The organism is Glutamicibacter soli, from assembly GCF_052322135.1.
GTDB classification, from domain to species: domain Bacteria; phylum Actinomycetota; class Actinomycetes; order Actinomycetales; family Micrococcaceae; genus Glutamicibacter; species Glutamicibacter soli.
Map to the genome: position 1 here is coordinate 1,727,064 of NZ_CM125969.1, position 24,714 is coordinate 1,751,777.

22 protein-coding genes, 2 tRNA genes and 1 other RNA gene are annotated in these 24,714 nt (G+C 65.3%); 13 read left to right on the forward strand and 12 right to left on the reverse strand.

Annotation, left to right across the window (positions count from 1 at the left end; genetic code table 11):
• The first annotated feature begins 6 nt into the window (after positions 1–6).
• Positions 7–399, forward strand: a complete 393-nt coding sequence (locus ACTX90_RS08175; protein ID WP_443443814.1) for a VOC family protein — start codon at positions 7–9, stop codon at positions 397–399.
• A gap of 7 nt (positions 400–406) precedes the next feature.
• Here the strand turns inward: ACTX90_RS08175 and ACTX90_RS08180 are convergent, their stop codons facing one another.
• Entirely contained in the window at positions 407–1,195 is a 789-nt protein-coding gene (locus ACTX90_RS08180) for a YaaA family protein (protein ID WP_053797994.1), read from the reverse strand.
• A gap of 126 nt (positions 1,196–1,321) precedes the next feature.
• Here ACTX90_RS08180 and ACTX90_RS08185 point away from each other — a divergent pair, with 126 nt between their 5' ends.
• From ACTX90_RS08185 to ACTX90_RS08215, 7 genes are all read left to right on the forward strand, one after another.
• Positions 1,322–2,749 carry a dihydrolipoyl dehydrogenase family protein gene (locus tag ACTX90_RS08185; protein ID WP_047119010.1) on the forward strand — a complete coding sequence of 476 codons (1,428 nt, stop codon included), beginning with the start codon at positions 1,322–1,324 and terminating at the stop codon, positions 2,747–2,749.
• Between the two features lie 61 nt (positions 2,750–2,810).
• Positions 2,811–3,167, forward strand: an RNA gene (gene rnpB, locus ACTX90_RS08190) — RNase P RNA component class A.
• 186 nt (positions 3,168–3,353) lie between these two features.
• Positions 3,354–4,811 carry a glyceraldehyde-3-phosphate dehydrogenase gene (locus ACTX90_RS08195; RefSeq protein WP_443443816.1) on the forward strand — a complete coding sequence of 486 codons (1,458 nt, stop codon included), beginning with the start codon at positions 3,354–3,356 and terminating at the stop codon, positions 4,809–4,811.
• A gap of 184 nt (positions 4,812–4,995) precedes the next feature.
• Positions 4,996–5,724 carry a hypothetical protein gene (locus tag ACTX90_RS08200; protein WP_443443818.1) on the forward strand — a complete coding sequence of 243 codons (729 nt, stop codon included), beginning with the start codon at positions 4,996–4,998 and terminating at the stop codon, positions 5,722–5,724.
• A 49-nt stretch (positions 5,725–5,773) separates the two neighbouring features.
• Positions 5,774–6,175, forward strand: coding sequence for a hypothetical protein (locus ACTX90_RS08205; protein WP_113607960.1), 402 nt, complete (start codon positions 5,774–5,776; stop codon positions 6,173–6,175).
• Between the two features lie 55 nt (positions 6,176–6,230).
• Positions 6,231–6,857 carry a hypothetical protein gene (locus tag ACTX90_RS08210; protein ID WP_443443819.1) on the forward strand — a complete coding sequence of 209 codons (627 nt, stop codon included), beginning with the start codon at positions 6,231–6,233 and terminating at the stop codon, positions 6,855–6,857.
• 12 nt (positions 6,858–6,869) lie between these two features.
• Positions 6,870–7,913 carry a winged helix DNA-binding domain-containing protein gene (locus ACTX90_RS08215; protein ID WP_443443821.1) on the forward strand — a complete coding sequence of 348 codons (1,044 nt, stop codon included), beginning with the start codon at positions 6,870–6,872 and terminating at the stop codon, positions 7,911–7,913.
• Here the strand turns inward: ACTX90_RS08215 and def are convergent.
• The 9 genes from def to ACTX90_RS08260 all read right to left on the reverse strand — a co-directional run bounded on the left by def (position 7,910) and on the right by ACTX90_RS08260 (position 15,741).
• A complete protein-coding gene (gene def / locus ACTX90_RS08220) occupies positions 7,910–8,482 on the reverse strand; it encodes a peptide deformylase (protein ID WP_047119016.1) in 573 nt (190 codons plus the stop codon). The two genes, ACTX90_RS08215 and def, sit on opposite strands and share 4 nt — an antisense overlap.
• Before the next feature lie 26 nt (positions 8,483–8,508).
• Complete coding sequence (locus ACTX90_RS08225; RefSeq protein ID WP_047119017.1) at positions 8,509–9,657, reverse strand: acyl-CoA dehydrogenase family protein; 1,149 nt, start codon at positions 9,655–9,657, stop codon at positions 8,509–8,511.
• 448 nt (positions 9,658–10,105) lie between these two features.
• The gene (locus ACTX90_RS08230) at positions 10,106–12,781 is read right to left on the reverse strand and encodes a LuxR C-terminal-related transcriptional regulator (protein WP_443443823.1); all 2,676 of its coding nucleotides are present in this window, start codon (positions 12,779–12,781) and stop codon (positions 10,106–10,108) included.
• A gap of 288 nt (positions 12,782–13,069) precedes the next feature.
• Positions 13,070–13,294, reverse strand: coding sequence for a hypothetical protein (locus ACTX90_RS08235; protein WP_424572421.1), 225 nt, complete (start codon positions 13,292–13,294; stop codon positions 13,070–13,072).
• Positions 13,192–13,584 carry a DUF2306 domain-containing protein gene (locus tag ACTX90_RS08240; RefSeq protein ID WP_424572412.1) on the reverse strand — a complete coding sequence of 131 codons (393 nt, stop codon included), beginning with the start codon at positions 13,582–13,584 and terminating at the stop codon, positions 13,192–13,194. The genes ACTX90_RS08235 and ACTX90_RS08240 overlap by 103 nt, the downstream gene beginning before the upstream one ends.
• A gap of 22 nt (positions 13,585–13,606) precedes the next feature.
• Positions 13,607–14,593 (reverse strand): NAD(P)-dependent alcohol dehydrogenase, encoded by a 987-nt coding sequence (locus ACTX90_RS08245; RefSeq protein WP_443443826.1) that lies wholly within the window; start codon positions 14,591–14,593, stop codon positions 13,607–13,609.
• A 107-nt stretch (positions 14,594–14,700) separates the two neighbouring features.
• Positions 14,701–14,931, reverse strand: a complete 231-nt coding sequence (locus tag ACTX90_RS08250) for a helix-turn-helix transcriptional regulator (RefSeq protein ID WP_120990825.1) — start codon at positions 14,929–14,931, stop codon at positions 14,701–14,703.
• Entirely contained in the window at positions 14,931–15,353 is a 423-nt protein-coding gene (locus ACTX90_RS08255; protein WP_113607952.1) for a hypothetical protein, read from the reverse strand. Before ACTX90_RS08255 ends, ACTX90_RS08250 begins: the two co-directional genes overlap by 1 nt.
• 312 nt (positions 15,354–15,665) lie before the next feature.
• Positions 15,666–15,741 (reverse strand) — tRNA-His (locus ACTX90_RS08260).
• Positions 15,742–15,892: 151 nt separating this feature from the next.
• Here ACTX90_RS08260 and orn point away from each other — a divergent pair.
• From orn to ACTX90_RS08285, 5 genes are all read left to right on the forward strand, one after another.
• Positions 15,893–16,504 carry an oligoribonuclease gene (gene orn / locus ACTX90_RS08265; RefSeq protein WP_443443828.1) on the forward strand — a complete coding sequence of 204 codons (612 nt, stop codon included), beginning with the start codon at positions 15,893–15,895 and terminating at the stop codon, positions 16,502–16,504.
• A 160-nt stretch (positions 16,505–16,664) separates the two neighbouring features.
• Positions 16,665–16,740 (forward strand) — tRNA-His (locus ACTX90_RS08270).
• Between the two features lie 227 nt (positions 16,741–16,967).
• A complete protein-coding gene (mptB, locus tag ACTX90_RS08275) occupies positions 16,968–18,605 on the forward strand; it encodes a polyprenol phosphomannose-dependent alpha 1,6 mannosyltransferase MptB (RefSeq protein WP_231735957.1) in 1,638 nt (545 codons plus the stop codon).
• Complete coding sequence (gene mptB, locus ACTX90_RS08280; protein ID WP_146956149.1) at positions 18,551–20,188, forward strand: polyprenol phosphomannose-dependent alpha 1,6 mannosyltransferase MptB; 1,638 nt, start codon at positions 18,551–18,553, stop codon at positions 20,186–20,188. The genes mptB (ACTX90_RS08275) and mptB (ACTX90_RS08280) overlap by 55 nt, the downstream gene beginning before the upstream one ends.
• On the forward strand, positions 20,175–21,494 hold the full coding sequence (locus ACTX90_RS08285) for a glycosyltransferase family 87 protein (RefSeq protein ID WP_053797978.1): 1,320 nt from the start codon (positions 20,175–20,177) through the stop codon (positions 21,492–21,494). The genes mptB (ACTX90_RS08280) and ACTX90_RS08285 overlap by 14 nt, the downstream gene beginning before the upstream one ends.
• A gap of 90 nt (positions 21,495–21,584) precedes the next feature.
• On the opposite strand, the gene ACTX90_RS08290 is transcribed toward ACTX90_RS08285, so the two are convergent.
• The gene (locus ACTX90_RS08290; protein WP_443443831.1) at positions 21,585–23,039 is read right to left on the reverse strand and encodes an HNH endonuclease; all 1,455 of its coding nucleotides are present in this window, start codon (positions 23,037–23,039) and stop codon (positions 21,585–21,587) included.
• 129 nt (positions 23,040–23,168) lie between these two features.
• A complete protein-coding gene (locus ACTX90_RS08295; RefSeq protein ID WP_443443832.1) occupies positions 23,169–24,635 on the reverse strand; it encodes a DUF2079 domain-containing protein in 1,467 nt (488 codons plus the stop codon).
• Positions 24,636–24,714 lie beyond the last annotated feature (79 nt).

Consider the following 24,714-nt stretch of genomic DNA (forward strand, 5'->3'; position numbering starts at 1 on the left):
ACGCCGATGCTGCATCATCTGGAGCTGTGGGTCCAGGACCTGGAAACCAGCGAGAAGTCGCTGGGCTGGCTCTTGCTGCACCTGGGATTCGAGCTGGAATCGCGCTGGAATGCCGGGGTCAGCTACCGCTACGGGGATTTCTACATCGTGCTGGAATCCGGGCCCGACGTGGTGCCCGGCGCCCACGAGCGCACCCGGGCTGGGCTGAACCACCTGGCCTTCAAGGCAGGAAGCCCCCAGCAGGTCGAGGCGTTGGCCGCCGACGCGCTGGCCCACGGCTTCACCCTGTTGTTCGCCGACCGCCACCCGTATGCCGGCGGGCGGCAGCACTATGCCGCCTACCTGGCGGACGAAGCGGGATTCGAAGTCGAGCTGGTCGCCTCGGACCAGGTGGGCTGAGTCGCGCTCAGGCCACCTTGTTCACGGTGGTGAACTGGTGGTCCTCCGGAAGCAGGATGTTCAGCGCCGTGCCCTTCTTGTCCTCGATAAGGCTCGCCTCCCACTTGGTGGAGGCCAGTTCCAGCAGCTCCTGCGCCGTGGTGGGCGCCTGGGACTGCTGCACCAGGAATCGGGCGACCTCGCCGCGGGTGTGCTTGGCGAAGTGCGAGACCACCTTGGGGGTGCCGTTGCGCAGCTGGAAGACGTTGACCGCCACGGTGTTCCCGGCGGCAGGCTTGTATGCCGCCGCATAGGTGCTGGAGCGGGCGTCGACGACCAGCTGCCCCTCGGCCGCCTGGTCGAGCACCGCGCTCATGCGCTTTTTCCACCAGCTGGCCAGCTTGCCCAGCGGCTCGAGCTTGACCGACATCGACAGCCGGTACGGCGGGATCCGGTCGCCGAAACGCACCGCGCCCCACAAGGCAGAGACCACCACCACCGAGGCGTCGGCGCGCCGCTGCGAAGCCTCATCCAGGCTCGCATAACCCAGGGCCTCGAACAGGACCCCCGAGTAGATGTCGTGCGCGCGGGCCGCCGGCTCGGTGTGCAGCTTGATATTGCGGGTGACCTCGGTGGCCAGCGAGGCCCCGACCCCGAGCAGTTCCAGCGCGTCATCGCGCGCGGAAACCTCCGACAGCGCCGAAATCACCAGCTCGCGGTCCGCGGTCAGTTCGGGGAACGAGAGCTCAGTCAGCTCGAACGGGGTTCCGGCGGCGTGGGCGGTCTTGCCTTCTGAAGGCGGCAGCAAAATAAGCACGCTCTCCAGCTTATCGCCACTGAGCCTCCGGCTGGGCATCCGCCTGCGCCCCTATCGCCAACGCCCCGGTCTCACTAGGCTGAGGCCCCAGGGGCGGGTGTGCCGCTCCCAGGACAAGGAGGGACCATGCAGGATCCAGCGAAGACCGCGGCCGACTTCGATCTCATAGTGATCGGCGCCGGGCCCGCCGGGGAGAACGCCGCCGACTACGCGGCCAGGGCCGGGCTGTCGGCGGCCATCGTCGAATCCGAACTGGTCGGCGGCGAATGCTCGTACTGGGCGTGCATGCCCTCCAAGGCGCTGCTGCGCAGCGGCCAGGCGCTGGATGCGGCCCGGCGGCTGCCCGGCGCGCAGCAGGCGCTGACCGGTTCGCTCGACGCGCCCGCCGTGCTGGCCCGGCGCGACGCCTTCACCAGCGGCTGGAAAGACGACGGCCAGGTCAAGTGGCTGGAATCGGCGGGCATCACGCTGCTGCGCGGCCACGGCCGGCTGGCAGGGGAACGCACGGTCCAGGTGGGGGAGCAGGCCTACACCGCCCGCGCGGTCGTGCTGGCCACCGGTTCCGCCCCGGCGCTGCCGCCCATCGACGGGCTGGCCGACGCCGAGCCTTGGGGCACCCGCGAGGCCACCTCGGCCCAGCAGGTCCCGGCCCGGCTGATCGTCATCGGCGGCGGCGTGGCGGGAACCGAAATGGCCTTCGCCTATGGTTCGCTTGGCGCCCAGGTCACGGTGCTGGCCCGCGGCCGGCTGCTGGGCTCCGAGGAACCCCATGCCGGGGACCTGGTGGCCCGGGCGCTGCAGGCCAGGGGTGTCGACGTGCGCGAGGGCGCCACCCCGGCACGCGTGGACCGCGGCCCCGACGGCGTGGTCAGCGTCCAGCTGGAGGACGGCGCCGTGCTGCAGGCCGAGGAACTGCTGGTGTCCACCGGCAGGAAACCCAACACCGCCGATCTGGGCCTGGAGGAACTCGGCATCCAGCCCGAGGCCCTACGCGAGGTCGACGACACGCTGCTCGTTCCCGGCACCGATTGGCTGTATGCGGTGGGCGACGTGAATTCCCGCGCCCTGCTCACCCACCAGGGCAAGTACCAGGCCCGCGCCGCCGGAAGGGCGATCGCCGCCCGGCTCACCGGGAAACCGCTGGCCGACGATCCCTGGGGCGCCCAGGCAGCGACCGCCGACCACGGCGCCGTGCCGCGGGTGGTGTTCAGCGATCCGCAGGTCGCAGCCGTCGGGCTGACCGCAAAGCAGGCGCGCAGCCAAGGCCTGGACATCGTGGTCATCGAGCACGACCTGGGGTCGGTGGCCGGGGCCAGCCTGCATGCCAGCGGGTATTCCGGCCGGGCGACGCTTATCGTCGACAAGGCCCGCTCGGTGATCCTCGGCGCGACCTTCGTGGGCCAGGACGTCGCCGAGCTGCTGCACGCCGCCACCATCGCGATCGCCGGGCAGGTGCCGATGGAACGCCTGTGGCACGCGGTGCCCGCCTATCCGACCATCAGCGAGATCTGGCTGCGGCTGCTGGAGGACTACTTCTACCCGCAGCCCGTGTGAGCCAGTTCGCCGGCGGCACTGGACACGATGTTGTTCGCAAAGGTACTAGACTAGTGGTGAATGGGATGGCCAGACGGTCGCGTGGCAAGCAATTGTCCCGAGGAACGTCCGGGCTCCACAGAACAGGGTGGTGGGTAACGCCCACTCGGGGTAACCCGCAGGCCAGTGCCACAGAAAATAGACCGCCAGGTTCTCCTGGTAAGGGTGAAACGGTGGTGTAAGAGACCACCAGCATCCCGGGTGACCGGGATGGCTCGGTAAACCCCACTCGGAGCAAGGTCAGACAGACTGCGTTACGAGGGCTGTTCGCCCCATGCAGTCGGGTGGACCGCTAGAGGCTGTCGGCAACGGCAGTCGTAGATAGATGACCGTCACCGCTTCGGCGGGACAAAACCCGGCGTATCGGCCATCCCATTCGCACACTCCAGAACGGTGAGATGATTCACAGGCGCAAGCCTGTGGAAACTCCGTGCACCGACTAGAATGGAAAACGTACTTGCGGGGATGATCCTGTTACCCCGCACCACCGCAAAAGCAATGGTGCTTCTCTCGGTGCCAACCGGCTTTATGGATCTGCAAGCCGGCTGATTTGGAAGGATTCTCTGTGACCCAGCAGTCTGTCGTTGTCCAGGAAGAATGGAGCGGGCGCGAAGAGCTCGCCGAGGCCATGATTCCACTGATCGGACGTCTCTACCGCAAGAACAATGTGGTGACCTCCATCTACGGCCGCAAGCTGATCAACCAGTCCGCCATCGATATCATCAAGGCCCACCGCGTGGTGCGCCGCATCGACGGTGAAGAGCTGGACCTGAATGCCACCAAGGCAATTCTCGATGTCATTGAAACCCTGAACGTTGGTTCGGTTTCCGTCGACCTCGGCCGCCTGAACAAGAAGTTCGTCGAGTCCGGCTCCGCCGACCTGAACGAATTCGTCTCCGCTGAGCTGGGCGCCAAGGTCGGCCAGGCCGGCGCCACCGACGCCGAGCCAACCGACGTGGTCCTGTACGGCTTCGGCCGCATCGGCCGCCTGCTGGCCCGCATCCTCATCGAGCGCGGCGGCTACGGCCTGCGCCTGCGCGCCATCGTCGTGCGCAAGGGCTCGGATGACGACATCATCAAGCGCGCCTCGCTGCTGCGCCGCGACTCGGTGCACGGCCGCTTCGACGGCACCATCACCGTGGACGAGGAAAACAACACCATCCTCGCCAACGGCACCCTGATCCAGGTCATCTACTCGAACGACCCGGCCACCATCGACTACACCGCCTACGGCATCGACAACGCCATCGTCGTCGACAACACCGGCCGCTGGCGCGACGAGGCAGGCCTGTCCCAGCACCTGCAGTCCAAGGGCGTTGCCCGCGTGCTGCTGACCGCACCGGGCAAGGGCAGCCTGAAGAACATCGTGCACGGCATCAACGATTCCGACATCACCGCCGATGACAAGATCGTCTCCGCCGCATCGTGCACCACCAACGCCATTACCCCGGTCCTGAAGGCCCTGAACGACAAGTTCGGCGTCATCCACGGCCACGTCGAGACCGTTCACTCGTTCACCAACGACCAGAACCTGATCGACAACTTCCACAAGGGCGAGCGCCGCGGCCGCTCGGCGGTCCTGAACATGGTGATCACCGAAACCGGTGCCGCCAAGGCCGTCTCTAAGGCCCTGCCGGAGCTGGAAGGCAAGCTGACCGGCAACGCCATCCGCGTTCCTACCCCGGATGTCTCCATGGCGATCCTGAACCTCAACCTGGAGACCGCCACCGACAAGGACGAGCTGAACAACTACCTGCGTGAAACCTCGCTGGGCGCCGAGCTGCACAAGCAGATCGACTACATCGACTCGCCTGACGTCGTCTCCACCGACTTCGTCGGCTCGCGCCGCGCCGGCATCGTCGACGGCCTCGCGACCATCGCCACCGGCAAGAACGCCGTCGTCTACGTCTGGTACGACAACGAGTTCGGCTACTCCTGCCAGGTTGTCCGCGTCATCGAGACCATGGCCGGAACCCACCCGGCAGCGGTGCCTGCAGTGAAGGCCCAGGCAGTCACCGCCTAGTCTCTTCGCAGCGATACGCTCCACCAAGGGGCCGCACACCCGTGCTTCGGCACGCGGGGTGCGGCCCCTTTGGCGTCCTTCGGACGCGTCCCGCGCGGGAAATCCGGTGCTGGCGGCTCCGCGGAGGCCGCCAAGGAGTAGAGTCGCAACCCATCGGGGCAAGAAACGCGGCAAGGGGGCTGCCATGGCACCGGGACATGGCGCCGAGCTGAGCGGGACTGGACGCGTCGAGGCTTTTCCCGACGGGGTGCTGGCAGCCGTGATCCACGCCGGATCGTTCCTGCTGACCCCCGTGGTCTTTTTCGCCCTGCAATACCATCTGCCCAAGCGGCGGCCGCACCTGCTGTGCGAAACGCTCGATGCCCGGCAGACGCGCTCGATCCTGCTTCGCGGCCTGGTATCGATGCCCATCTACGTGCTGGCCGCGGCGGCCGCACTGCTCTCTGCCTATCTGACGCTGGGCATCTGCATGGCCATGGGGTTGTTCTATTTGTTGCGCACCGCGGGCAGCGGGGTTCGGAGGGCCGCAAGCCCGCTGTACACTCTGGAAATGCCGATCGAGCTGAAATCCATGCTGTGCCGGGTCACCGGGGAGGTGTTCGGCCGGGGTTTCATCGTGGTCGAGGACGCCTCCCGGGAGAACCCGCCGCAATACTCGGTGCTGGTGCGCAACTGCGGGACCGGTCTCGCCGCGGTGATCAGGATCGACCTGATCCGCTTGGACGTCGATTTCCCGGACCACGATGTGCGGACGGGCATTGTTGACGATGATGACAACGAGGCCGGCAAGGAAGCCGAGCTGCACCGCCTGTGCCGGCTGTTCCGCTCCGGGACGACTCCGGTAGTCCACGTTGAGGCTGACGGGCAGCGATGGCAGATCGGACGCCGCGTCTCCCGGGTGCCGAATCCCTGACCCGCCGGAATACTCGAGGCTGCGTCGGAGGCGGAGGTAGGCTGGTGGCATGCCAAACGAGCTCACCACGCGGCTGGATCGCGTCGTCGCGGCGACCTTCGCCGAGGGCTTCAGCGTCCTGGAAACCGACCTGCGCGAGAACCCGCCGCGGTATTCGGTGCTCGTCGGCAGCACCGCGGATCCGAGCTGCACCGCATTCATCCGTCTCGACGGCGTCTGGCTGGAGGCATTCATACCGGAGCTCGGCGTCCACTGCGCGCTGCTGGATGACGAATCCGACGCGGACTTCGACCTCGGCAGGCTCTGCCGCGCGCTGCGGGTCTATCTTCGCGGCGAGGCGCGCATTGAACAACGCCGGCGCTTTCTGCGTCCGGGAGCAAAGACCACGGTGCATATCGATCTGGAGGGGCGGCGTTGGAGCCTGGGCCGGAACCGGTGGAGCCTGACATAGTCCCGGCGGCCGGAAATCTGTTGCCAGTGGAGGCGTCCTGTGCCAAGCTCGGGGCATGATGCGATCAACGAACCCGGCCCTGCGCCAGAGTTCGTGGCCTGCGGACATGTCGCTGGCCATGGACGACCACGGGCAGCCGATCCGGATGCTGCTGTTCATCCGGCACGCCTGGGGCCTCGCTGAAGACCTCGCCCTGCCCGAGCTGAACCCGGTTCCCGAAACGGGGTCCTCCGCCATGCCGGATGAAGCCGCACGGATCCTGTGGGAGCGGCGGTGGATTCGCACCTGGTCGAACGCCTGGGGCGTGAAGGCGCACGGCGCCCATCGCGTCCCCGGACTCGCGGCCCTCACCACGGCAGCGAGCCGCGCCACCGACAACGATGCCTGGACCGCGCAGTACGGACGCGAGGGGATCGACCTCACCGCATTCGAGCAATGGGAACAAATGTTCGATCCCTTGCTGGGTATCGACCTCGACCCGGTGCTGCGCGGCCCCCAGGTGGAACCGGTGCTGGTCGCCGCGTGGGAGCGTGGGCTGACGGATCTCACGGTGGTGCCTTGGGCCGGGTACTGCATGCACAAACTCAGCGATTCGCACCTGGTGACCTCCTTCGACACCGCCGCCAGCTGGTCCCTGCTCAGGCAGGCGCTCGCCGAGTGGATCCGCACGCCGCTGGCATAGGATGCGATCTCGATGACCGAGCACCTGCCGCCGCGGCGCATCCTTCAGCTGCGCATGGCGAACCAGCTGCTGCTGGAACCTGCCGGCTCCATCCCCGCGTCCGCGGAACGCATGCTGGCGCTCCAATCCCAGGACCTGGCAGCCGGGCGCTACGCGCTCGCCCAGCGTTCGGGAAAGGGCATCGGCAGGGCGCGCATTGACGCGCTGTTCGCCTCGGGGGAACTGGTGCGCTCCTGGACCATGCGCGGCACGTTGCATATCTGCGCCGCCGCCGACGTGCGGTGGCTGGTGCGGGCCACACGCCAGCGCACGCTCAAGGCCATGGGCTCGCGCCTGCGCGAACTGCAGATCACCGCGGCCGGCATCGACGCCGCCGGGACGTTGATCGCCGCCCACCTGGAAGAGCGGGGCCACGCGAGCCGTGCCGGCCTGTTCGACATGCTCAACGAGCGCGGAATCCAGACCTCCGCGCAACGCGGGGTGCACCTGCTTATGTGCCTGGTCATGGAGGGCCTGCTGTGCCTGGGGCCGGTTCCCGAGGGCGCGGGGCTCGCCGGCCAGGACTTCATCCTGCTTGATCGCCTGGCCGCACCGGACCTCCAGCCCGCCCAGCCGTTGCAGGAGCTGCTCAGGCGCTATCTGGCGGGCCATGGACCTGCCAGCATCAGGGATGCCGCCTGGTATACCGGGCAGACGCTCACGCAGCTCAAGACGGCGGCCGCCGAGCTGGGTTCAGAGCTGCTCTGCGTGGGGCGGGACACCCACGGCGAGGAGCTCTACCTGCTCTTCGCCTGCCCGGCGCTGGCGGCGGATCTTCCCTCCAGGCTTCCGCTGCGCCTGCTGGGGCACTTCGACGAGTACTACCTGTCCTACGCGGACCGCTCGCTGGTCGCCGACGAGCGGCTGCGCGCGCAGATCGGCCCGGGCAGCAACGGCATGGTCAAGCCCTTCTGGCTGCGTTCGGGCAAGGCCGAAAGGCCGTGGAACGCGCGCACAGCGCCGACCGATCGACTCGGTGCGGCGCTGCATCAGCGGTATCTGGAGTTCAGGGCCTAGTGGCCGAACGGGTCCGCATCGGTGCCCGGAAGCCAGGTATTGCCCGGCACGCCCCAGCCGAGGGACTTCTTGGCCTTCTTCCAGCGCTTCTCCCAGCGCGGCTGCAGCTTGTCCACGTACAGCAGGCCGTCCAGGTGGTCGTACTCGTGCTGCATGATGCGGGCGAACCAGCCGTGCGCCTCGAAGGAGATCGGATTGCCGAACTCGTCAAAGCCCTCCACCTTGGCGTAGTCGGCGCGCTTGAGCGGGAAATCCAGCCCCGGCACCGACAGGCAGCCCTCGGAGTCGTCCTCGGCGTCGGGAACACCCTGGGACACCTTGGACAGGGTCAGCTTCGGGTTGATCACCACGCCGCGCTCCGGGGCATCGTCCTGGTCCGCGTAGACGTAGGTGAACATGCGCAGCCCCAGGCCGATCTGCGGAGCGGCCAGGCCTACGCCGTGCGCGGCATCCATGGTGGTGTGCATGTCCGCCACCAGGTGGCGAAGCTCGTCGTCGAACTGCGTCACCTCCACGGCGCGCTTGTGCAGGACGGGTTCCCCGTAGACGGTGATCTGCCGAATTGGCACGTGATCAGTTCCTTTCCAAAAAGTGCTTAGAGTGCTCGTCCAATAGTTTCACGCATGATCTCACTTGTGCCACCGAAAATGGTCAGCAAGCGGGATGCGGTGAACGACTGCGCGATCGGGTACTCCATGATGTAGCCGTACCCGCCATGGATCTGCAGCGCCTTGTCGGTGAGTTTTTTCGCGCTTTCACTAGCCCAAAGCTTCACCTCGGCCGCCTCCTGCGCGTCGAGCTCTCCCTCGTTGAACGCGAGGACCGCGCGATCGACGAAGGCCTGGGTGACATGCGCCTCAGTCTTCAGGTCCGCCAGCTCGAAGCGGGTGTTCTGGAAGCCGGTCAGCGCCTGGCCGAAGGCGGAGCGCTCGCCGGCATGGGCCAGGGCCTGGTCGAATGCGGCGGTGCAGATGGCGCTGGCCGCTACTGCGATCGCCAGGCGCGCCTGCGGCAGCTGCTCCTTGACGTATGCGAGCCCCTGGCCGACCTCGCCGATGCGATCGGCGTCGGAAACGCGCACCTCGTCGAAGAACAGCTCTGCGGTGTCGGAAGCGCGCAGGCCCATCTTGTCGAATGGCTGCCCGTTCGAGTAGCCCTCGGAACGCTCGACCATGAACAGGGTGAACGAATCCTCCCCGGCCCGCGCGGTCTGCCCGTCCGTGCGGGCCAGCACCACTGCCGCATCGCCGTAGGCGCCGTTGCCGATGAAGGTCTTCTGGCCGCTGACCAGCCAGTCGTCCCCGTCGCGCACAGCCTTGGTGCGCACCCCTCGCAGATCCGACCCGGCACCCGGCTCGGTGAAGGCGCAGGAGGTGATCGTGGATCCGTCCACGAACCGCGGAAGCCAGCGCTGCTTCAGGTCCTGCGACCCGTAGGCCAGCAGGTAGGGGAGCACGAGGTCGTCATGCAGGTGCAGGGCCAATGCCACCGCAAGGTGCCCTGAACGGACGAACTCCTCATCAAGCACGACGCGGAAGCGGTAGTCGTCGATGCCCATGCCGCCGAACTCTTCCGGCACCGCGAGACCGAGCAATCCGTTCTCCCCGGCGGACTGCCACACCTCGCGGGGAATCTGGTGTTCTTTTTCCCATTGCGCATACTTACCGGCGATCTGCCGGGCGTTGAACTCAACGGCAAGTTCGCGGAACTGTTCGTGGTCTTCTTCAAAGAGCGCGCGTTTCACGGAGAGACGCCTTTCGGACGGGGGCGAGGGGCTGGTTCGGGGCAGGCCACGTGCAATGACCTGACGAACTGTTCACTCCCATTATGGTCTCACCCATTGACATGCGCCTATTTACGACCGAAACTCTGTTGCCTACGTCATGTTTGAAGCAATAAGTCTCGAAAAACGCGGGTTTAGACACCTTCAAACCACCGATTCGAACATAGCTTCGAATATAGAGCGTGGCATGGCGTCACAAAGCTTAACGACAAGGTGCCAGCATCAATGATGCTGGCACCGGTCTGTATCGGTGGGAGTCATATGCGCTCATTGCGAGTGATTGCAATCGAAAATCCCGTGATCCGCTCCATCAACTACTGTGATTCCCCCAAGAACCCATCGCATAGGTTGATCGAACAAGAATCATCATATGCGTAAGTATGGACATTTAAGGAACAAAACCAGACGACTAGGTAGGCCATCGCTCGGAAATAGGTAGGGCTAGAGTATGCTCTGTGGCCGGGAGCACTTCATCATCCGTCGCGACAGGCTCCGCCAGCAGTTGCCGACGGTCCGTGATACCCAATTTCGCATACGAGCGCTGCAGGTGTCCCTCCACCGTACGCGGGGACAAAAACAGCTCCTGGGAGATCTCGTGATTGCTCGCCCCCGATGCGGCACGCACGCACGTTGCAAATTCACGAGCCGTCAACAGCGCTTCATCAACACGCGCCCGACCCAGTGCCGGCGTATTAACCTGTTCCAGCGGCTGGGCGATTTCGACCGAAAGCCCCAGCAGATGAGTGGCCACCGTGCGCCGGCCCAAAACCCGAGCACTCTCCGCGGCGCTCGCCGCCAGCTGGGCAGCCAGCAGTAGCTGCCCTCCATCGACATGGGCCTGCACAAGCTGTCCCACATTCAGCTCCGCCGGATCCTCAAGCGCCGCTTGATACCCCGCCAGCGTCGCCGCCAGCGGCCCCTGCACCTGCAACGCAGCTTCCGAAAGGCGTGAAGCATCGGCCACCAGCCCGCACTGCCACGCTTCGAGCAGCAGGCGCATCACCAGGTTCTTCCGGCCGAATCCTTCGGCCTCAGCAAGCAGCTTGTGCAGATACTCCTCAGCGGCCTGCTCGCCTTCAAGATCCAAAACCACCGACAGGAGCGAACGCTCGGCGATCGGGCGCAGGATCTGACCCGAAACCTCGGGCTGAGCACGCGACATGTCCAGGTAGTACGACGCCTTGGACCGGTCGCCCAGCAGGGAGGCGGCATACGCGGCAAACGCCGCTGCAAACCCCTTGACCAAATACGGGTCGCCCACCGACAGCAAGCCGATGGCCTGCTCCAACGCAGCCAAGGCCTGCGAAGCCAACCCGGACTCCAGATAGCCCATGCCGATGCTAACCATGACGTTCCCGTGATCGGCGTTCGCCTCCTTGAGATCGTCACCTACCGTCAACTGGGCAAACTGCGCAGGATTCATCCCCAGCGCGAACGCGATCGTCGGGAACGCGAAGACCAGTTCGGACCGAACCGAGGCAGGCCACGTCTTCCACTCCGGCGAGGACGAAATCCGGACGTACTCGGCCATCGCCTCCTCGGCCAACCCGGCGTAGGACTTCTCGATCAGCACATGGGCCAGGCATGCGGCCCGACCTTCACTGCGCAGCCCGGGCATCGACGCATACTCGCGCAAGGACGCGATATCAACAACCTTATTGGCCCGCGAGCGGATCAGTAGCAGATACGCGGCAACGCCTGGCGGATCGCCCGGGCGGGGTTCCAGGATCTGCTCAGCCACTGCGAGCCGCCCTAGACTTGCATAAGCGATCTTGGCGGCGACAAAGCGGATCTCCGGCGAACCCGTTGGCAGGTGCTCCTGCAGCAAGGCCAATGCGGCCTCCGGCTTGCCAAGCTCATACAACGCATCCGCGCGGGCAATCAGCAACGATTCCAGCTGGTCGGGGGAGTCGACTCGCTGCTGGTCCAGCAAATCGGTCAACGCGATCACCTGCGAGAACTGCCGCGCGCTGGTTGACTGCTCGACATCAAAGAGCAGCTCGCGAATCGGAACGGTCAGCCCCATCTCCAGCCGATGCCTGGTGAACCGGCTGCGCGAGGCCGAGTCGAAAAGTTCCCAGGACAGCTTCTCCTCGATGGTCTTGATATGCCGGCGCAGCGTGGACGAATCGAAACTGCTGAAAACCAGTTGCGAGGAGAGCCCCGCCCCCAGCCGGACGCGCTCCGTGCGCTCGCCGGTAATGGGGTTCTCCGAAACGAGGTCGAGGCGGACCAAGTCGGCGTCGATGGCATCATAGATTGACTGGCCCATGAGTTTGCGGGCCACCGGCAGAGTGACCGGACCCGTGACCGCCAGGAGTTCCAGGGCCTCCCTGACGTTTTCCGGCTGGTCGCTCAAGCGGGCGTTGATCAGGTCCGTGGTGCGTTTCCCATGCGGTGTCCAGGCCCTGTTGAGCGTCCAGTAGTCCTGCTGCTTGGTCAGCGCCCCGGTGGACTGGGCATCAAGGGCCAGCTCACGCAGATGCAGCGCATGTCCGCCGGAGAATTCCAGCAGCGAAGTGACCGCGCTCGAATTGACGGCGCCGCCGAGGATCTCGGAGAGTATCAGGTTCGCGTCGTCGTAGGAGAGGGGCGCAAGTTCTATGCGCATGAAACTCGGGGAGGAAATCAGGGAGCGCAGCTCCGAGGGCAGCGAACGTACTGCCGCCGTGGCGACCACCAGGCGAATGTTTCCGGCGGTAGCGAACTGCTTGAGGACAGCGGCGCTTTGCTGATCCACGTATTCCGCCTGGTCCAGGAAAATCCACTGGGTGCGTTCGCTCGTGGCTCGGCCGATGCCCGTGACCAGCTCCGTGGGCGACGTGCCTGTGGATCCGTTGGGCAGTTGGGTCGCGAGGACGCTCAACGTGGAAAAGGGAACGGAGCTCAGCGCTTTGGAACCGACAATCCAAATGAAATTGGATTCAATTCGATCCATCAGCTGCAGCGAAAACGTCGTGCGTCCAGACCCGACGTCCGCGATGATGAATATCGGACCGCCGGTGCGTGCTGCTTCGAGTGCCGTGTCCAGCGCTTTGACACGGGAAGGCAGTATGTCTCGGCGCTCAATATGGAAGCCAGTCATCCTACTAATATCAAACTCCCAGGTTGAGCCGGTCAAGTAGCATTGCCTCGCAACCCAAGTAGTTTTGAGGGTATTCAGTAGCGACTTTACTAGCAATAATGTCCCGGTCAACGGCTAGGATTTTCCGGTTATTCGACAGTTGGCGAAAATACGCGCGCAAAACTCAGAAGTTCATAGCGGCAAAGCCGTGCACGAACCAGAAGCTGAAATTCCTCACATGTTCGAAACAATAAGGCTTTTCTTCGTAACATTCCAAAAAAGCTCGATTTGCGTGAAATTAATCCAAATTCAATGTTCTCGAAAAGTTGTCGTCAACTGACTCAAATGAGTTTCTCGAACCTTCGGAGTAGCACCCATAACATTTCCAACGGTGTTTCCCGCACAGGTGGGGAACGCAGGGTCAATGACCTCTAAATGGCGGCTTGTGAGCTCCAACGCGGCTGCCGCTGCATTTTCTTCAACATGCGCAATTGTTGAGGCTTTCGGGATGGCGATGGTCCGGCCCTCGCGAATGGCCCAGGCGAGCAGGATCGGGGCCACGCTGGCTTGGAGGTCCTCGGCGGCATCGCCGCCAGCGCCAGCACCAGGCCGACGGCGGTGGCCGATCCGAACAGGAGGCGCACCGCGCGCACCGGCCAGCTCTGCTCGGGCACGAAGTCGTACATCTGCGTCATCCACAGTCCGCTCAACGCCATCGCCAACCCGGCCGGAAGCACGATCCGGCCCGCGATCCGGTGGTACCGCGGATGCCGGTCGCGAAGCCCGCGCAGGAATTGGAACGCGCCGAGCCCGCAGAACACCATCCCGCCGACAAGCTCCGCCTACTCATGACGCGTGTCTTTCCAGCGGCGAGATGGAGATGACGATTTTGCCCCGTGCGTGGTGGGTGCCCGCCGCGGCCAGCGCCTGCGGCGCCTGCTCCAGCGGGTAGATAGTGTCCAGCAGCGGTGAGATGCGTTGCGCGGCGAGCAGCACGCCCAGCTCGGTGAGCGCCGGCGCGGTGACCTTCCCCGTGAAGACGCGCACCCGCTGCGAAGCGATGAGCCCGTGCCACTGGGCCTTGAACACGCGCATCAGGGCGCCGCCGTCAGGCCCGGGAACTCCGCTGTTGGGCAGGATGGACCCGCCGGGCGCCACGACGCGGCGCCAGTCGCGGATGCGCGCGGCGCCCGCGTTGTCGATCACTGCGTCGTAGGGAATCGGCGTGTCCAGCGGGCTCGTGGTTTCGTAGTCCAGGACGTGCTCGATCCCCAGCGACCGCACCCGCTCGATGTTTCGCCCGGAGCACACCGCGATGACTTCGGCGCCGCGCAGCGCCGCCAGCTGCGCGGCGAACTGGCCGACGCCGCCGGCCGCTCCGGTCACCACAACCCGCTGGCCCGGGGCCACCCGCGCGACGTCGACGGCGCCCAGCGCGGTGGTTCCCGCAACTGGAACGGCCGCGGCATGTTCCGGGGATATCGCGTCGGGAAGCGGTGCGAGCTGGTGCTCCCTAGCCAAGGCGCAGTCGGCGAAGGTGGCGAGGCCCTGCCCGAACACCGGGTCGCCCGGCTTCCAGCGAATGACCCCGGGGCCGACGTCGGCCACCACACCCGCCAGGTCAAGACCGAGCCTGCGCCGGGCCGGGCGCTTCAGCCCGTGGCCCGGCCGCACCATGCGGGGCACGCCGCGCATGAGGAAAACGTCGGCCGCGTTGACCGAGGCGGCGGCCACCCGGACCAGCACCTGGCCCCTGGCCGGCTCGGGGACGGGCACGTCGCCCATCGTCAGGGTGTGGGCCTCGCCGTATACGGGCTGCAATAGTGCACGCATGGGAACTCCAAAAGGGTATGGGAAGCCCAGGCTCCGTGCCGCGGGCACGGTCCTTGGGCGGTGGGACGCCAGGGAGCTAGCGTTGCGCGGCGCTAGGCATCGGCGGGTCAGAACGCGTCGTCCCCCTGGTAGGAGAAGACCTCGTCGAGCGGGACGCGCAGTGACTGCGCGATTTGGAATGCCATTTCGAGCGAGGGCGAGTGGCGTCCCTGTTCGATGGCGATGACGGTCTGGCGCGAGACGCCGAGCGTGGCTGCCAGGCCGGCCTGGGTGAGCCCGAGCTCCGTGCGCAGATCGCGGATGCAGTTGGTGACCTTGGTGGGTTTGGAGCCGCCCACTAGAACCCCCTGCGGTAGGCGGACAGCGTGACGCCCGTGCTCACGACGGAGCCGAGGAAGGATCCGGCGAACAGCACCGTGGCAGTCCAGAAAAGCGGCGCGGCCAGGGCCAGCATGACAAGCGTTGCCAGCACGGCGACCCCCGTGAGGCCGCTGCCTGCGGTGGCCGCGTAGCGTTCGATCTCGTGGTCGCGGGCGTCGGTATGCGCCTCGCCGCGAACACGTATCCACAATACGAGCATGGCCAGCGCGTAAAGTCCGCCGCCGAGAATGAGGGCCCAGAGCATCGGACCCTGCCAAGCGACCTCGGCGAAGGGAAGCCCGTCCGAGGCCGCGCGGATGACGATGACGATCCAGTATGCGGCGAAGGTAGCGATGCTGAGGATGAGCCCCGCCCAGGTATACCGTTCTGTGAATGTCATGACATCTCCAGATGTAAATAATTTTTTACATCACAACCGCAGGACCGGGGAGCACGTGTGTCAAGAATTTCTACATGATTCAGAGTTCGAAAAACTGTAGACGTCCGCCGGGGTCAAGCTTGGGGTGGCTAAGCGCCAATGAGCTGGCTGGCCCCGCGAATCAGGAGCGTCGTTCGATGATTGTCGTGCTCGGCAAAAGGCGACCAGCCGGACCGACGGAATGCTGCGGAATATTGATGGGTGACATGTTCGGAATGAAAACGAGGTGCGAACCTCGACTGCGTCAACAGTCGAAGGTTCGCACCTCGATATTGGGGTGAGTAACGGGGTTTGAACCCGCGACCTTCTGGACCACAACCAGACGCTCTACCGACTGAGCTATACCCACCATGTTCACTTTGAACCTAGTCACAACGCGATTGCGTTTCAACTGAAGTCCTTGGCAACGAGAATTACTATACACCGAAACTTTGAGGAAACGCCAATTCACGTTTTCCGGTGCCGAACATGGCATTTTTAGGTGGGGTAAATTTGAGTTCATGCCTACTTCTGCAGAAAAACTTGTGTGGATCGATTGCGAAATGACCGGGCTCAGCCTGGAAAACGACGCATTGATTGAGGTCGCCGTCCTGGTGACCGACTCCGAACTGAATGTCCTGGGCGACGGGGTATCCGTCGTGATCAAGCCCGAGCCCCAGGCCTTGGAGCAGATGGGCGACTTCGTCCGCAACATGCACACCAATAGCGGCCTGCTCGAGGAGCTCGACGGCGGCATGACCATGTCCGAGGCCACCACCATTGTCATGGACTACATCCGCGCCTACGCCCCGGAGCCGAAGACCGCCCTGCTGGCAGGCAACTCTGTCGGCACCGACAAAACCTTCCTGGTGCGCGATATGCCTGAGGTGATCGAGCACCTTCACTACCGCATCGTCGACGTGTCCACGATCAAGGAGCTCAGCCGCCGCTGGTATCCCAAGGCCTACTATTCGGCTCCGGCCAAGGACGGCAACCACCGCGCCCTGGGCGATATCAAGGACTCGATCGACGAGCTGCGCTATTACCGCGCCGCGGTCATGGTTCCAGTGCCGGGTCCGACCTCGGCAGTAGCCGCGGGGATCGCCGCCGAGATCAAGTCGAACCCTTCCTAGGAGTCAATCGACGGCGCCCCGGCGGCGGGTGATGCAATCCACAGCCGCCGGGGGCGTTCGCAATTGGCCAGCACCGGGAAAATGTGTGTATAGTATTTCTCGTTGCCGAATGCGGGGTCACCACGCAAAAGCGTTTTGACTTGGTATGAAAGCGAACATGGTGGGTATAGCTCAGTCGGTAGAGCGTCTGGTTGTGGTCCAGAAGGTCGCGGGTTCAAACCCCGTTACTCACCCCAAACGATCACCCGGTCGGAAACACTGTTTCCGGCCGGGTGATTTTCATTCCCCGCCGGTTCCACGCGGCGCCGGAAATCCAATGGTGTGATTCGCTTCGCATGCGGGCTGTCGTCCGGGGTTGGCGCAGCCCTGCATGCTAGAGTTTCGCTTGATTCTTTGGTAATTTTGGGCGTCCTACGCCCGGCCGTGGGAGAAGTTCGCAGCGGGTCCGATTCGGCCTGCTGACATGCGCAAAGTACACGCGGCAAACCGCCGCCCCGAGCGGTTCGAGGACGGCGAAAGGGAAAAGATGGCGCCAGATATGCGGAAGGAATCCGCAGCGCGGCCAGCGGCAGACGCCCCGTCGGCGACCGCCCGCCGCGCGAGATTCGACCCGCTGTGGCAGGGGCTGCTTGGCTCGGTCATGATCGCCCTGGGATCCTTCGGCGTCGGCTGGCTGGCCAGCGTCTCTCCGATGAACCGCAATCCGCTGCTGATCGCCATCCGCACCGAATACGCCGGCGTCATTACCTCCACCGTGGTGCTGACCCTGGGCTGCTGGATCCTCTTCCGTGCCTGGCTGCGGCTGGGCCAGATCCACGCGGGCTGGGGCCCGGAATCGCTGAAGGCGGTCAAGAAAGCCGTCTGGATCTGGTCGGCGCCGATGCTGCTGGCGCTGCCGATCTTCTCCCGAGACGTCTTCGCCTACATCGGCCAGGGCCGTCTGGTCGACGCCGGGCAGGACCCGTACGTCACCGGCATCTCCTCGCTGAACAACTGGTTCCAGCTGGGCACCGACATCACCTGGGCGCAGGACGAAACCCCGTACGGCCCGCTGTTCCTGCTGCTTGAATACTGGGTGTTCCGCGCCGTCGGCTTCAGCCCCGACCTCTCGGTGCTGCTCTTCCGCCTGATCGCCTTCGCCGGGGTGATCCTGTGCCTGATCTACGTGCCGAAGCTCGCGGCCCTGCACCACGTCTCCGGGGCGAAGGCCGCATGGATCACCGTCGCCAACCCGCTGTTCCTGATCAGCTTCGTCGCCTCCGCGCACAACGACGCCGTGATGGTGGGCCTGGCCGTGGCGGCAACCTACTACGCCGCCACCCGCCGCGGCATCCTCGCGGTGGTGCTGATGACCGCGTCCATCGGCATCAAGCCGATCACCATGGTGCTGCTGCCGTTCATCGGCCTGCTGTGGGCCGGAACCGAGGCAAAGTGGCCGCGCAAGATCCTGTACTGGTGCTACACACTGGCGCTGTTCGCCGCGATCATGCTGGCCGTCGGGCTGGCCAACGGCTACGGCATCGGCTGGCTGAAGGTCATGCTGGGCACCGGCACCGGCTCGGTGCTGTTCGCCCCCGTCGGCGCCCTGAACGCGCTGCTCTCCGGGATCTTCGAGGCCTTCTCGCTGCCCACCAACTGGATCCTCCCGGTGCTGAAGGTCGGCGGGCGCCTGCTCTCGGTGGTGCTGGTGCTCGTGCTGATCTTCAAGGGCAAGCCATCGCACCTGGTGCAGCGCATGGCGCTGGCCTTCACCGCGCTGGTGGTGCTCTCGCCGATCGTGCAGCCATGGTACCTGCTGTGGCTGCTGCCGTTCTTCGCCGTGACCGGCATCCGCGACGACTGGCAGATCGTCTGGGTGTACTTCACCACCGCATTCTTCATCGCCTTCGGCGCCGCCGACCAGCTGTTCATCTGGCAGTTCCTCGGAGACCTCGACCCGTGGGTCAAGCACCTGTCCACCGGCATCTCCTGGGTCGCGATGTTCTACCTGGCCTACCTTGATCCGCGCACCCGTACGCTCTTCACCGGACTGGTGCCCTCCAAGCAATGGCTGAGGGTGTTCCGGGGCGGCCCCAAGAAGGGCGAGGTCGCGCCATCGTAGTCCCGATCCACCGCGAAAACCAACAGTCCGCGGCCGGACCGCGGCGACCGGGCCTGCAGGACTCTAAGGGGCCGATTCTCCAGGGGTTGCTGGCCTCGGTCATGGTCTCCTGCGGTTCCTGGGGCGTGGGCTGGCTGCCCTACGCCCAGGAATCCGTGCTTGCCCGATCCCCGCTGGTGCTCCCGCTGCGCGCCGAAACCGTCGGCGTCATCATCTGCACCCTGCTGCTGGCCGTCGGCACCGTGCTGATGTTCCGCGCCTGGCTGCGACTGCGCCAGACGACCAGGTCACTGGGTGCGCAGGCGCTTGGGCTGATGCGCCGGGCGGCCTGGACCTGGTCCGCGCCGATGCTGTTCTCCTTCCCGATCCTCTCGCAGGACGTGTACTCGTACCTCGGGCAGGGGCGGCTCATGCATTCCGGGCTCTCGCCCTACGAGAACTGGGTCTCCCAGCTTCCGGGCTGGTTCGCCCAGGGCGCGGACTCGCTGTGGGCCGAATCCTCCTCGCCCTATGGCCCGTTGTTCCTGATGTACGCACGGCTGGCCTACTTCGTCTCCGGGGGAGTCCCCGAGTACGGCGTGGTCATGATGCGGCTGGTCGCGGTGGCAGGCGTCGCGCTGTGCATCTACGCGATTCCGCGGCTGGCGCTCAAGCTCGGCGGCGATCCGTCCTGGACGCTGTGGGTCTCCGTGGTGAACCCGCTGTTCCTGATGAACATGGTCGGCGGCGTGCACAACGACGGACTGATGCTCGGCGGCGTGCTGCTGGCGTTCCTGCTGGTTTACCGCAAGCGCCGCGTGCTGGGAACCATCGCCATGGCGCTGTCGATCGCGATCAAGCCGGTGATGCTGCTGGCGCTGCCCTTCCTGGGCCTGGCGATGCTCAAGCCCGAGGCCCGGCTGCGTTCCAAGGTGCGCGTCTGGCTGTGGATCACCGTGCTCACCACCGCGATCCTCGCCGCCCTGGGCGCCGCCACCGGACTGTGGTTCGGCTGGATCAGCGGCATGGCCAGCTCTGGAGACGCTGCGTTCCCGTATGCGCCGGTGGGTCTGCTAGGCCTGCTGGTCGGCTGGATCGGATCGTTGTTCGGCGGGAGCATCAGCACCGTGGCCGGCGTGGTCTACGCGATTTTCAAGGTGGTCAGCATGGCCGTCATCGCGTGGCTGGCGCTGCGCAAGCCGTCGGGAAATCCGCTGCTCTACTCGGGCTACGCGCTGGCGGCCAGCGTGCTGCTGGCCCCGATCATCCAGCCCTGGTACCTGCTGTGGCTGATCCCGTTCTTCGCGCTGGGCAAGAAGTTCAGCGTCGGTCAGGAGCGCCTGCTCTACGTGCTGTGCCTGGTGCTGGCGATCGCTGGCGTCGTCGACCAGCTCTCGGTGGCGCAGTGGTTCTCCCTGCTGTGGATGCGGATCTTCGCCGCCCTGGTCGGCCTGCTCTGCGTGGCCTACATGGTGTTCATCGACCCGAAGACCGCGCCGCTGTTCGGCCACCTGGGACGCCGGCTCAGCCCGCGGACCCGCAAATTCCTACGTATTCCCAATCCAGAAGAAACGAGGCAACAGGACCGTGATGCAACCGGTTAAGACCCTGTTCAACGCCCGCGAGGCGACGCGTCCGGTGATCCTATGGCTGCTGGTCCTGACCGCGGTCGGCGCCGTCGTCGCGGTGCTGACCAAGCAGTGGTGCCGCGTGAACGCCTGGCCTGCGGCCGAGCAGCACCTGCACATGTGCTATTCGGACTTCACCCAGCTCTTCGGCACCCGCGGCATGGCAGACAAGCTGTTCCCGTACTTCACCGGACTGCCGCCGGAGCAGGCACTGGAATACCCGGTGCTGCTGGCCATCGTCGCCGGCGTGACCGCGATGATGATCCCCGGCATCGGGTTCTCCCCGGAGCGCCAGCTGGCGTACTTCGACCTGAACTCCGCGCTGTCCTTCATCTGCTGGGCAGTGATCGTCGTGGCGATCGCCTACGCCGCCCGGCATCGCAGCCGCGACGCCATCATGGTCGCGCTGGCTCCGGGAATCATCCTCACCAGCCAGCTGAACTGGGACTTGTGGGCCGTCATGCTCGCCACCTTGGGTCTGCTGGCCTTCTCGCGCAAGCACATCGTGCTGGCTGGCGTGCTGCTGGGCCTCGGAGCCGCCGCCAAGCTGTACCCGTTCTTCCTCTTCGGGGCGATCCTGGTGCTGTGCCTGCGCTCGGGGCGCATGCGCCACTTCTGGGTGTCGCTGGCGTCCGGCGTCGTTGCCTGGCTGGCAGTTAACGTGCCGTTCATGCTGACAGCTTTTGAGGAGTGGAGCCGTTTCTACACGTTCTCCGGGGACCGCCCGGCAGGCAACTCCTCGATGTGGTTGGCCTTCGCGGGGACCGGCATGTCGGGTTCGACCATGTCGCTGCTGTCCAACGGGCTGTTCGGCCTGGCCTGCCTGGGCATCGCCTACCTCGGGCTGACCGCCAAGCGCCGCCCGCGCATGGCCCAGCTCGCGTTCCTGATCGTCGCAGCCTTCCTGCTGCTGGGCAAGGTGTACTCGCCGCAGTTCGTGATGTGGCTGATCCCGCTGTACGTACTTGCCCGTCCGAAGTGGCGCGAATTCCTGGTGTGGCAGCTGGTGGAGGTATTCCACTGGGCGGTTGTCTGGCTGTGGAGCGCCAAGGCAGTGTCCGACGGAGGATACTTCGGTGGAAGCTGGACTATCGAGATCCTGTACGGTCTGGGCATCTTGGCCCACATGGTAATGCTGATCTATATCTGCATCAAGATCGTTGGAGATATCCGCAATCCTGAACGCGATGTCGTGCGCGCTGACGGAACCGACGATCCGCTGGCCGGGCCGATTGAGAATGCCGAGGATGCCTTCGTTCTGGGAGCAGCAAAAAATAGCTGAGACTTGAGCAAGCACGTCGGATGCCGCCGATTTTCCTTTAAGGGAAAATCGGCGGTTTCCTTTTGCCCGGAGAATTCTTAGGACGTGCTGCTACGGGTCGGGGTCTTCGAGGGGGTCTTCGAGTTCCTCCCGGGTCCAGGGTTTCCCGCGTACCCATTTGGACTGGGTGAGCAGGTCCGGGAACTGCCGGTGCCGGTACCCGGTCACCGGGGGAGCGACCGACTGGTAGTAGGCTCCGGTGCCGGGGTTGATCCGGATCGAGTGGGAGAACTCCCCGACGGGCACTTCGACCCAGTTGGGGGATTCCTTGGCCTTGTTGCATAACGCGCAGCGTCCGTCGGCGTTCAGCACGTTGGTCGGGCCGCCGAGGTGGTGCTGGATGACGTGGTCGACTTCTTCGACCAGTCCGTCGCAGTAGGGGGTGCGGCAGTGCTTGTCGCGGATCTTGATGAATTCCTTGAGTCCGGGCGGGAAGGCGCGGGCGGTGGAGTCCATGGCGATCAGCTCGCTGTCGCCGGGGGCGGTGTAGAGCCGCTGGATGTCGGGGAAGGTTTCGATGCGCGCGGCGAGGTCGTCGTGCGCGTCGGGGTAGTGGTGGAAGTAGTCCTCGTTGCGGATTTCCGCGCCGGCGATGAGTTCTCGGGCGTGCTGGGCGGGGATGTAGCCGTAGCCTTCGAGGTAGGCGGGGGTGCGGTCGCCGAGGAACAGGGTCTTGTCGGTCATGACCAGTTTGATGTTGAGGGCCAGGGGGAGTTTGTCGGGGTGCCCGGCGAGGGGGTAGGCGGTGAACAGGTCCGCCTGCAGTTGGGTGCGGGTGCGCGGGTCGCCGTGCTGGCGCAGCCGGCGGGATTCTTGGCGCAGGTGCTGTTGCAGGGCGGTGCCGGCGGCGAGGGGGAGTTTGCCGTTGACGCGGATGCAGTCGCGGTCCTTGGTGAAGCGCAGGTAGCGGTCGGTGCCCGCTTCCTTGATGCGGTAGGACTTGGTGTGGCTTTCGAACTGCAGGGTGTATTGGGTGACGGTTTCGCTGATCTGCTTGGGTCCCATGCCGTCGAACAGGTCCGGGGTGGCGCGGAAGTGGGTGTCGAAGGCGGTGCGGCGGGCGGCGTTGACGTCCTGCAAGGGGGTGAGGATGGCCATGGCCTGGGGTTCGGTGAGTTCCCCGAGGGCGAAGCGTTGGGCGAGGAAGGGGGTGTCTTCGGCGAGGATGCGGGCGTTGGCCAGGTAGGAGCGGTGGCCGCGGGGGTCGCGTTTGCGGGCCAGGGCGACGGTGCTGGCTGCTCCGCGGGTGAGGTCGTTGGCGTGGGTGCCGTTGTTCTCGTTGGTGCGGAAGACTTCTTTTTCCAGCTGGTGGGCGAGCATCGCTTTGAGGTAGTCGTAGCCGGCGGTCAGGGCGGTGAGTTCTTCGATGGCGGCGGCGCAGTCGGCGGTGCTGCCGCATTCGAGGGTGCGGGCGAGCTGGGTGGCCAGGGCGGTGAGCACCGCGGTGCATTCGGTGTGGACCGGTGGTACGGGCGGGCGGTGGCGTTGCTGCATTGCTTCGTACATGTGTTAATTGTACGGCGTTTGATCGAATAAAGATTCGAATATTGCCTGTGAATCTCGAGTTCGGGTTGCGAGGCCCTGCGGCTGGAAGGTACTCGGGCCCGGCACCCTGAGGGTGCCGGGCCCGGGAATCTACCGCTGCAGGTAGGAGGAGCAGACCGGGTCGACCGGGATGTCCCGGTGGAGCACCAGGATGCCCTGGTCCTCCGGGGCCACCGGCTTGAATCCCAGGTCGGTGGCGCGTTCCAGCGCCTGGTCCGGGGTCAGCGGATCCCATCCGCCCAGCTCCTCGACGTTGAAGTCGATGATCATCCAGCTGGAGAGGTCGTCGCCGATATCCCCGTGCAGCCCGACATAGGTGCGGGTGGTGAGGTGGGGGACGACGCTGTCGGCGGCCTCGATGCACACGCCGTCCGGGATCATCGCGACGGCCTTTTCCTTGGCGGCGATCAGTTCGGCCGGCGGCCAGCCCTGGCCGGTGACGGTTTTGCCCAGTGGGAAGACCATCGGGAAGAACAAGGTGGCGATGACCGAGATCGACAGCAGCCAGGCCGGGCCGATGAGGCGTGCGCGGCGCCAGTTGAAGCGCACGGCGAGCTTGCCCAGCACATGGACCGCGGACATGATCAGGATCGGGGCCATGATCGCGTCGTACTGGTAGACCGGGGCCCAGGTGTTCAGCCGGTCGTTGAACAGGCGAGAGAGGAACAGCGGGGCGCCGAGGATCACGTACGGCGAGGCGAAGGGCAGCAGCGCCAGCGGCACGAAGGTCAGCAGCCACAAAGCCCACTTGAGCTGGTGGTCGAACAGGATTGCGATCGACTGCAGTGGGTGGGTGACCAGGAAGACCACTGCCGCGCCTGCGGTGGCGCCCAGGGCTGTGTACTGCCAGTAGGAGAATTCGCCCTCGGGGGAGAACAGCGGGATGAGGTAGCCGGTGACCGCCAGGTACCCGAGCAGGCCGAGCGCCGCGGTGAGCGCGGCCTTGAGCCACTGGCGATGGAAGAGCAGTACGATTCCCACGGCCACCATGGTGATGCCCATGTCCTCGCGCACCAGCAGCAGGCTGGCGGAGAGCCCCGTAACCAGCCAGTAGCGGCCCTTGTCGAAGGCCCAGATGATCCACGCCATGATCGGCACGCCGAAGGCGATCTCGTGGAAGTCCCAGTTCACGATGGCCTGGAACGGCCACCACAGCAGCAGCGCGGCGCTGGTCAGCAGTGCGCCGAGGTGCCCGAAGCGCGGGCGGGTGAACAGGTACACCGGGATCGCGGTGGAAACCAGCAGCAGCGCCAGCACGATGCCCAGCATCCGCGGGTCGTTCCAGATCCAGTAGAAGGGCGCGAGCACCGCGAGGATGGGGTGGAAGTGGTCGCCCAGCAGGTTGAAGTCGACCCCCTTGACCGGCACGATCGGCGCCTTGAACATCGCGTACTGGCGCACCGCCTGGTCGAAGATGCCCAGGTCGTACCCGCGCGACTCGAAGCGCGCGAAACGCAGGGAGGAGTGGGCGACGTACAGGATTCCTGCCGCGAGCATGACCAGGCCGAGCTGCAGCTTGTGGGCGCCGGTCATGGGCGCGGGGGACGGGGTAGACATGGACTAAAGCTTATCGACTCGCCGCGGCAATGGGTGCATCGCCGGCCCGCCGCAGCCGGTGGCGCGGGCGGAGATTGCT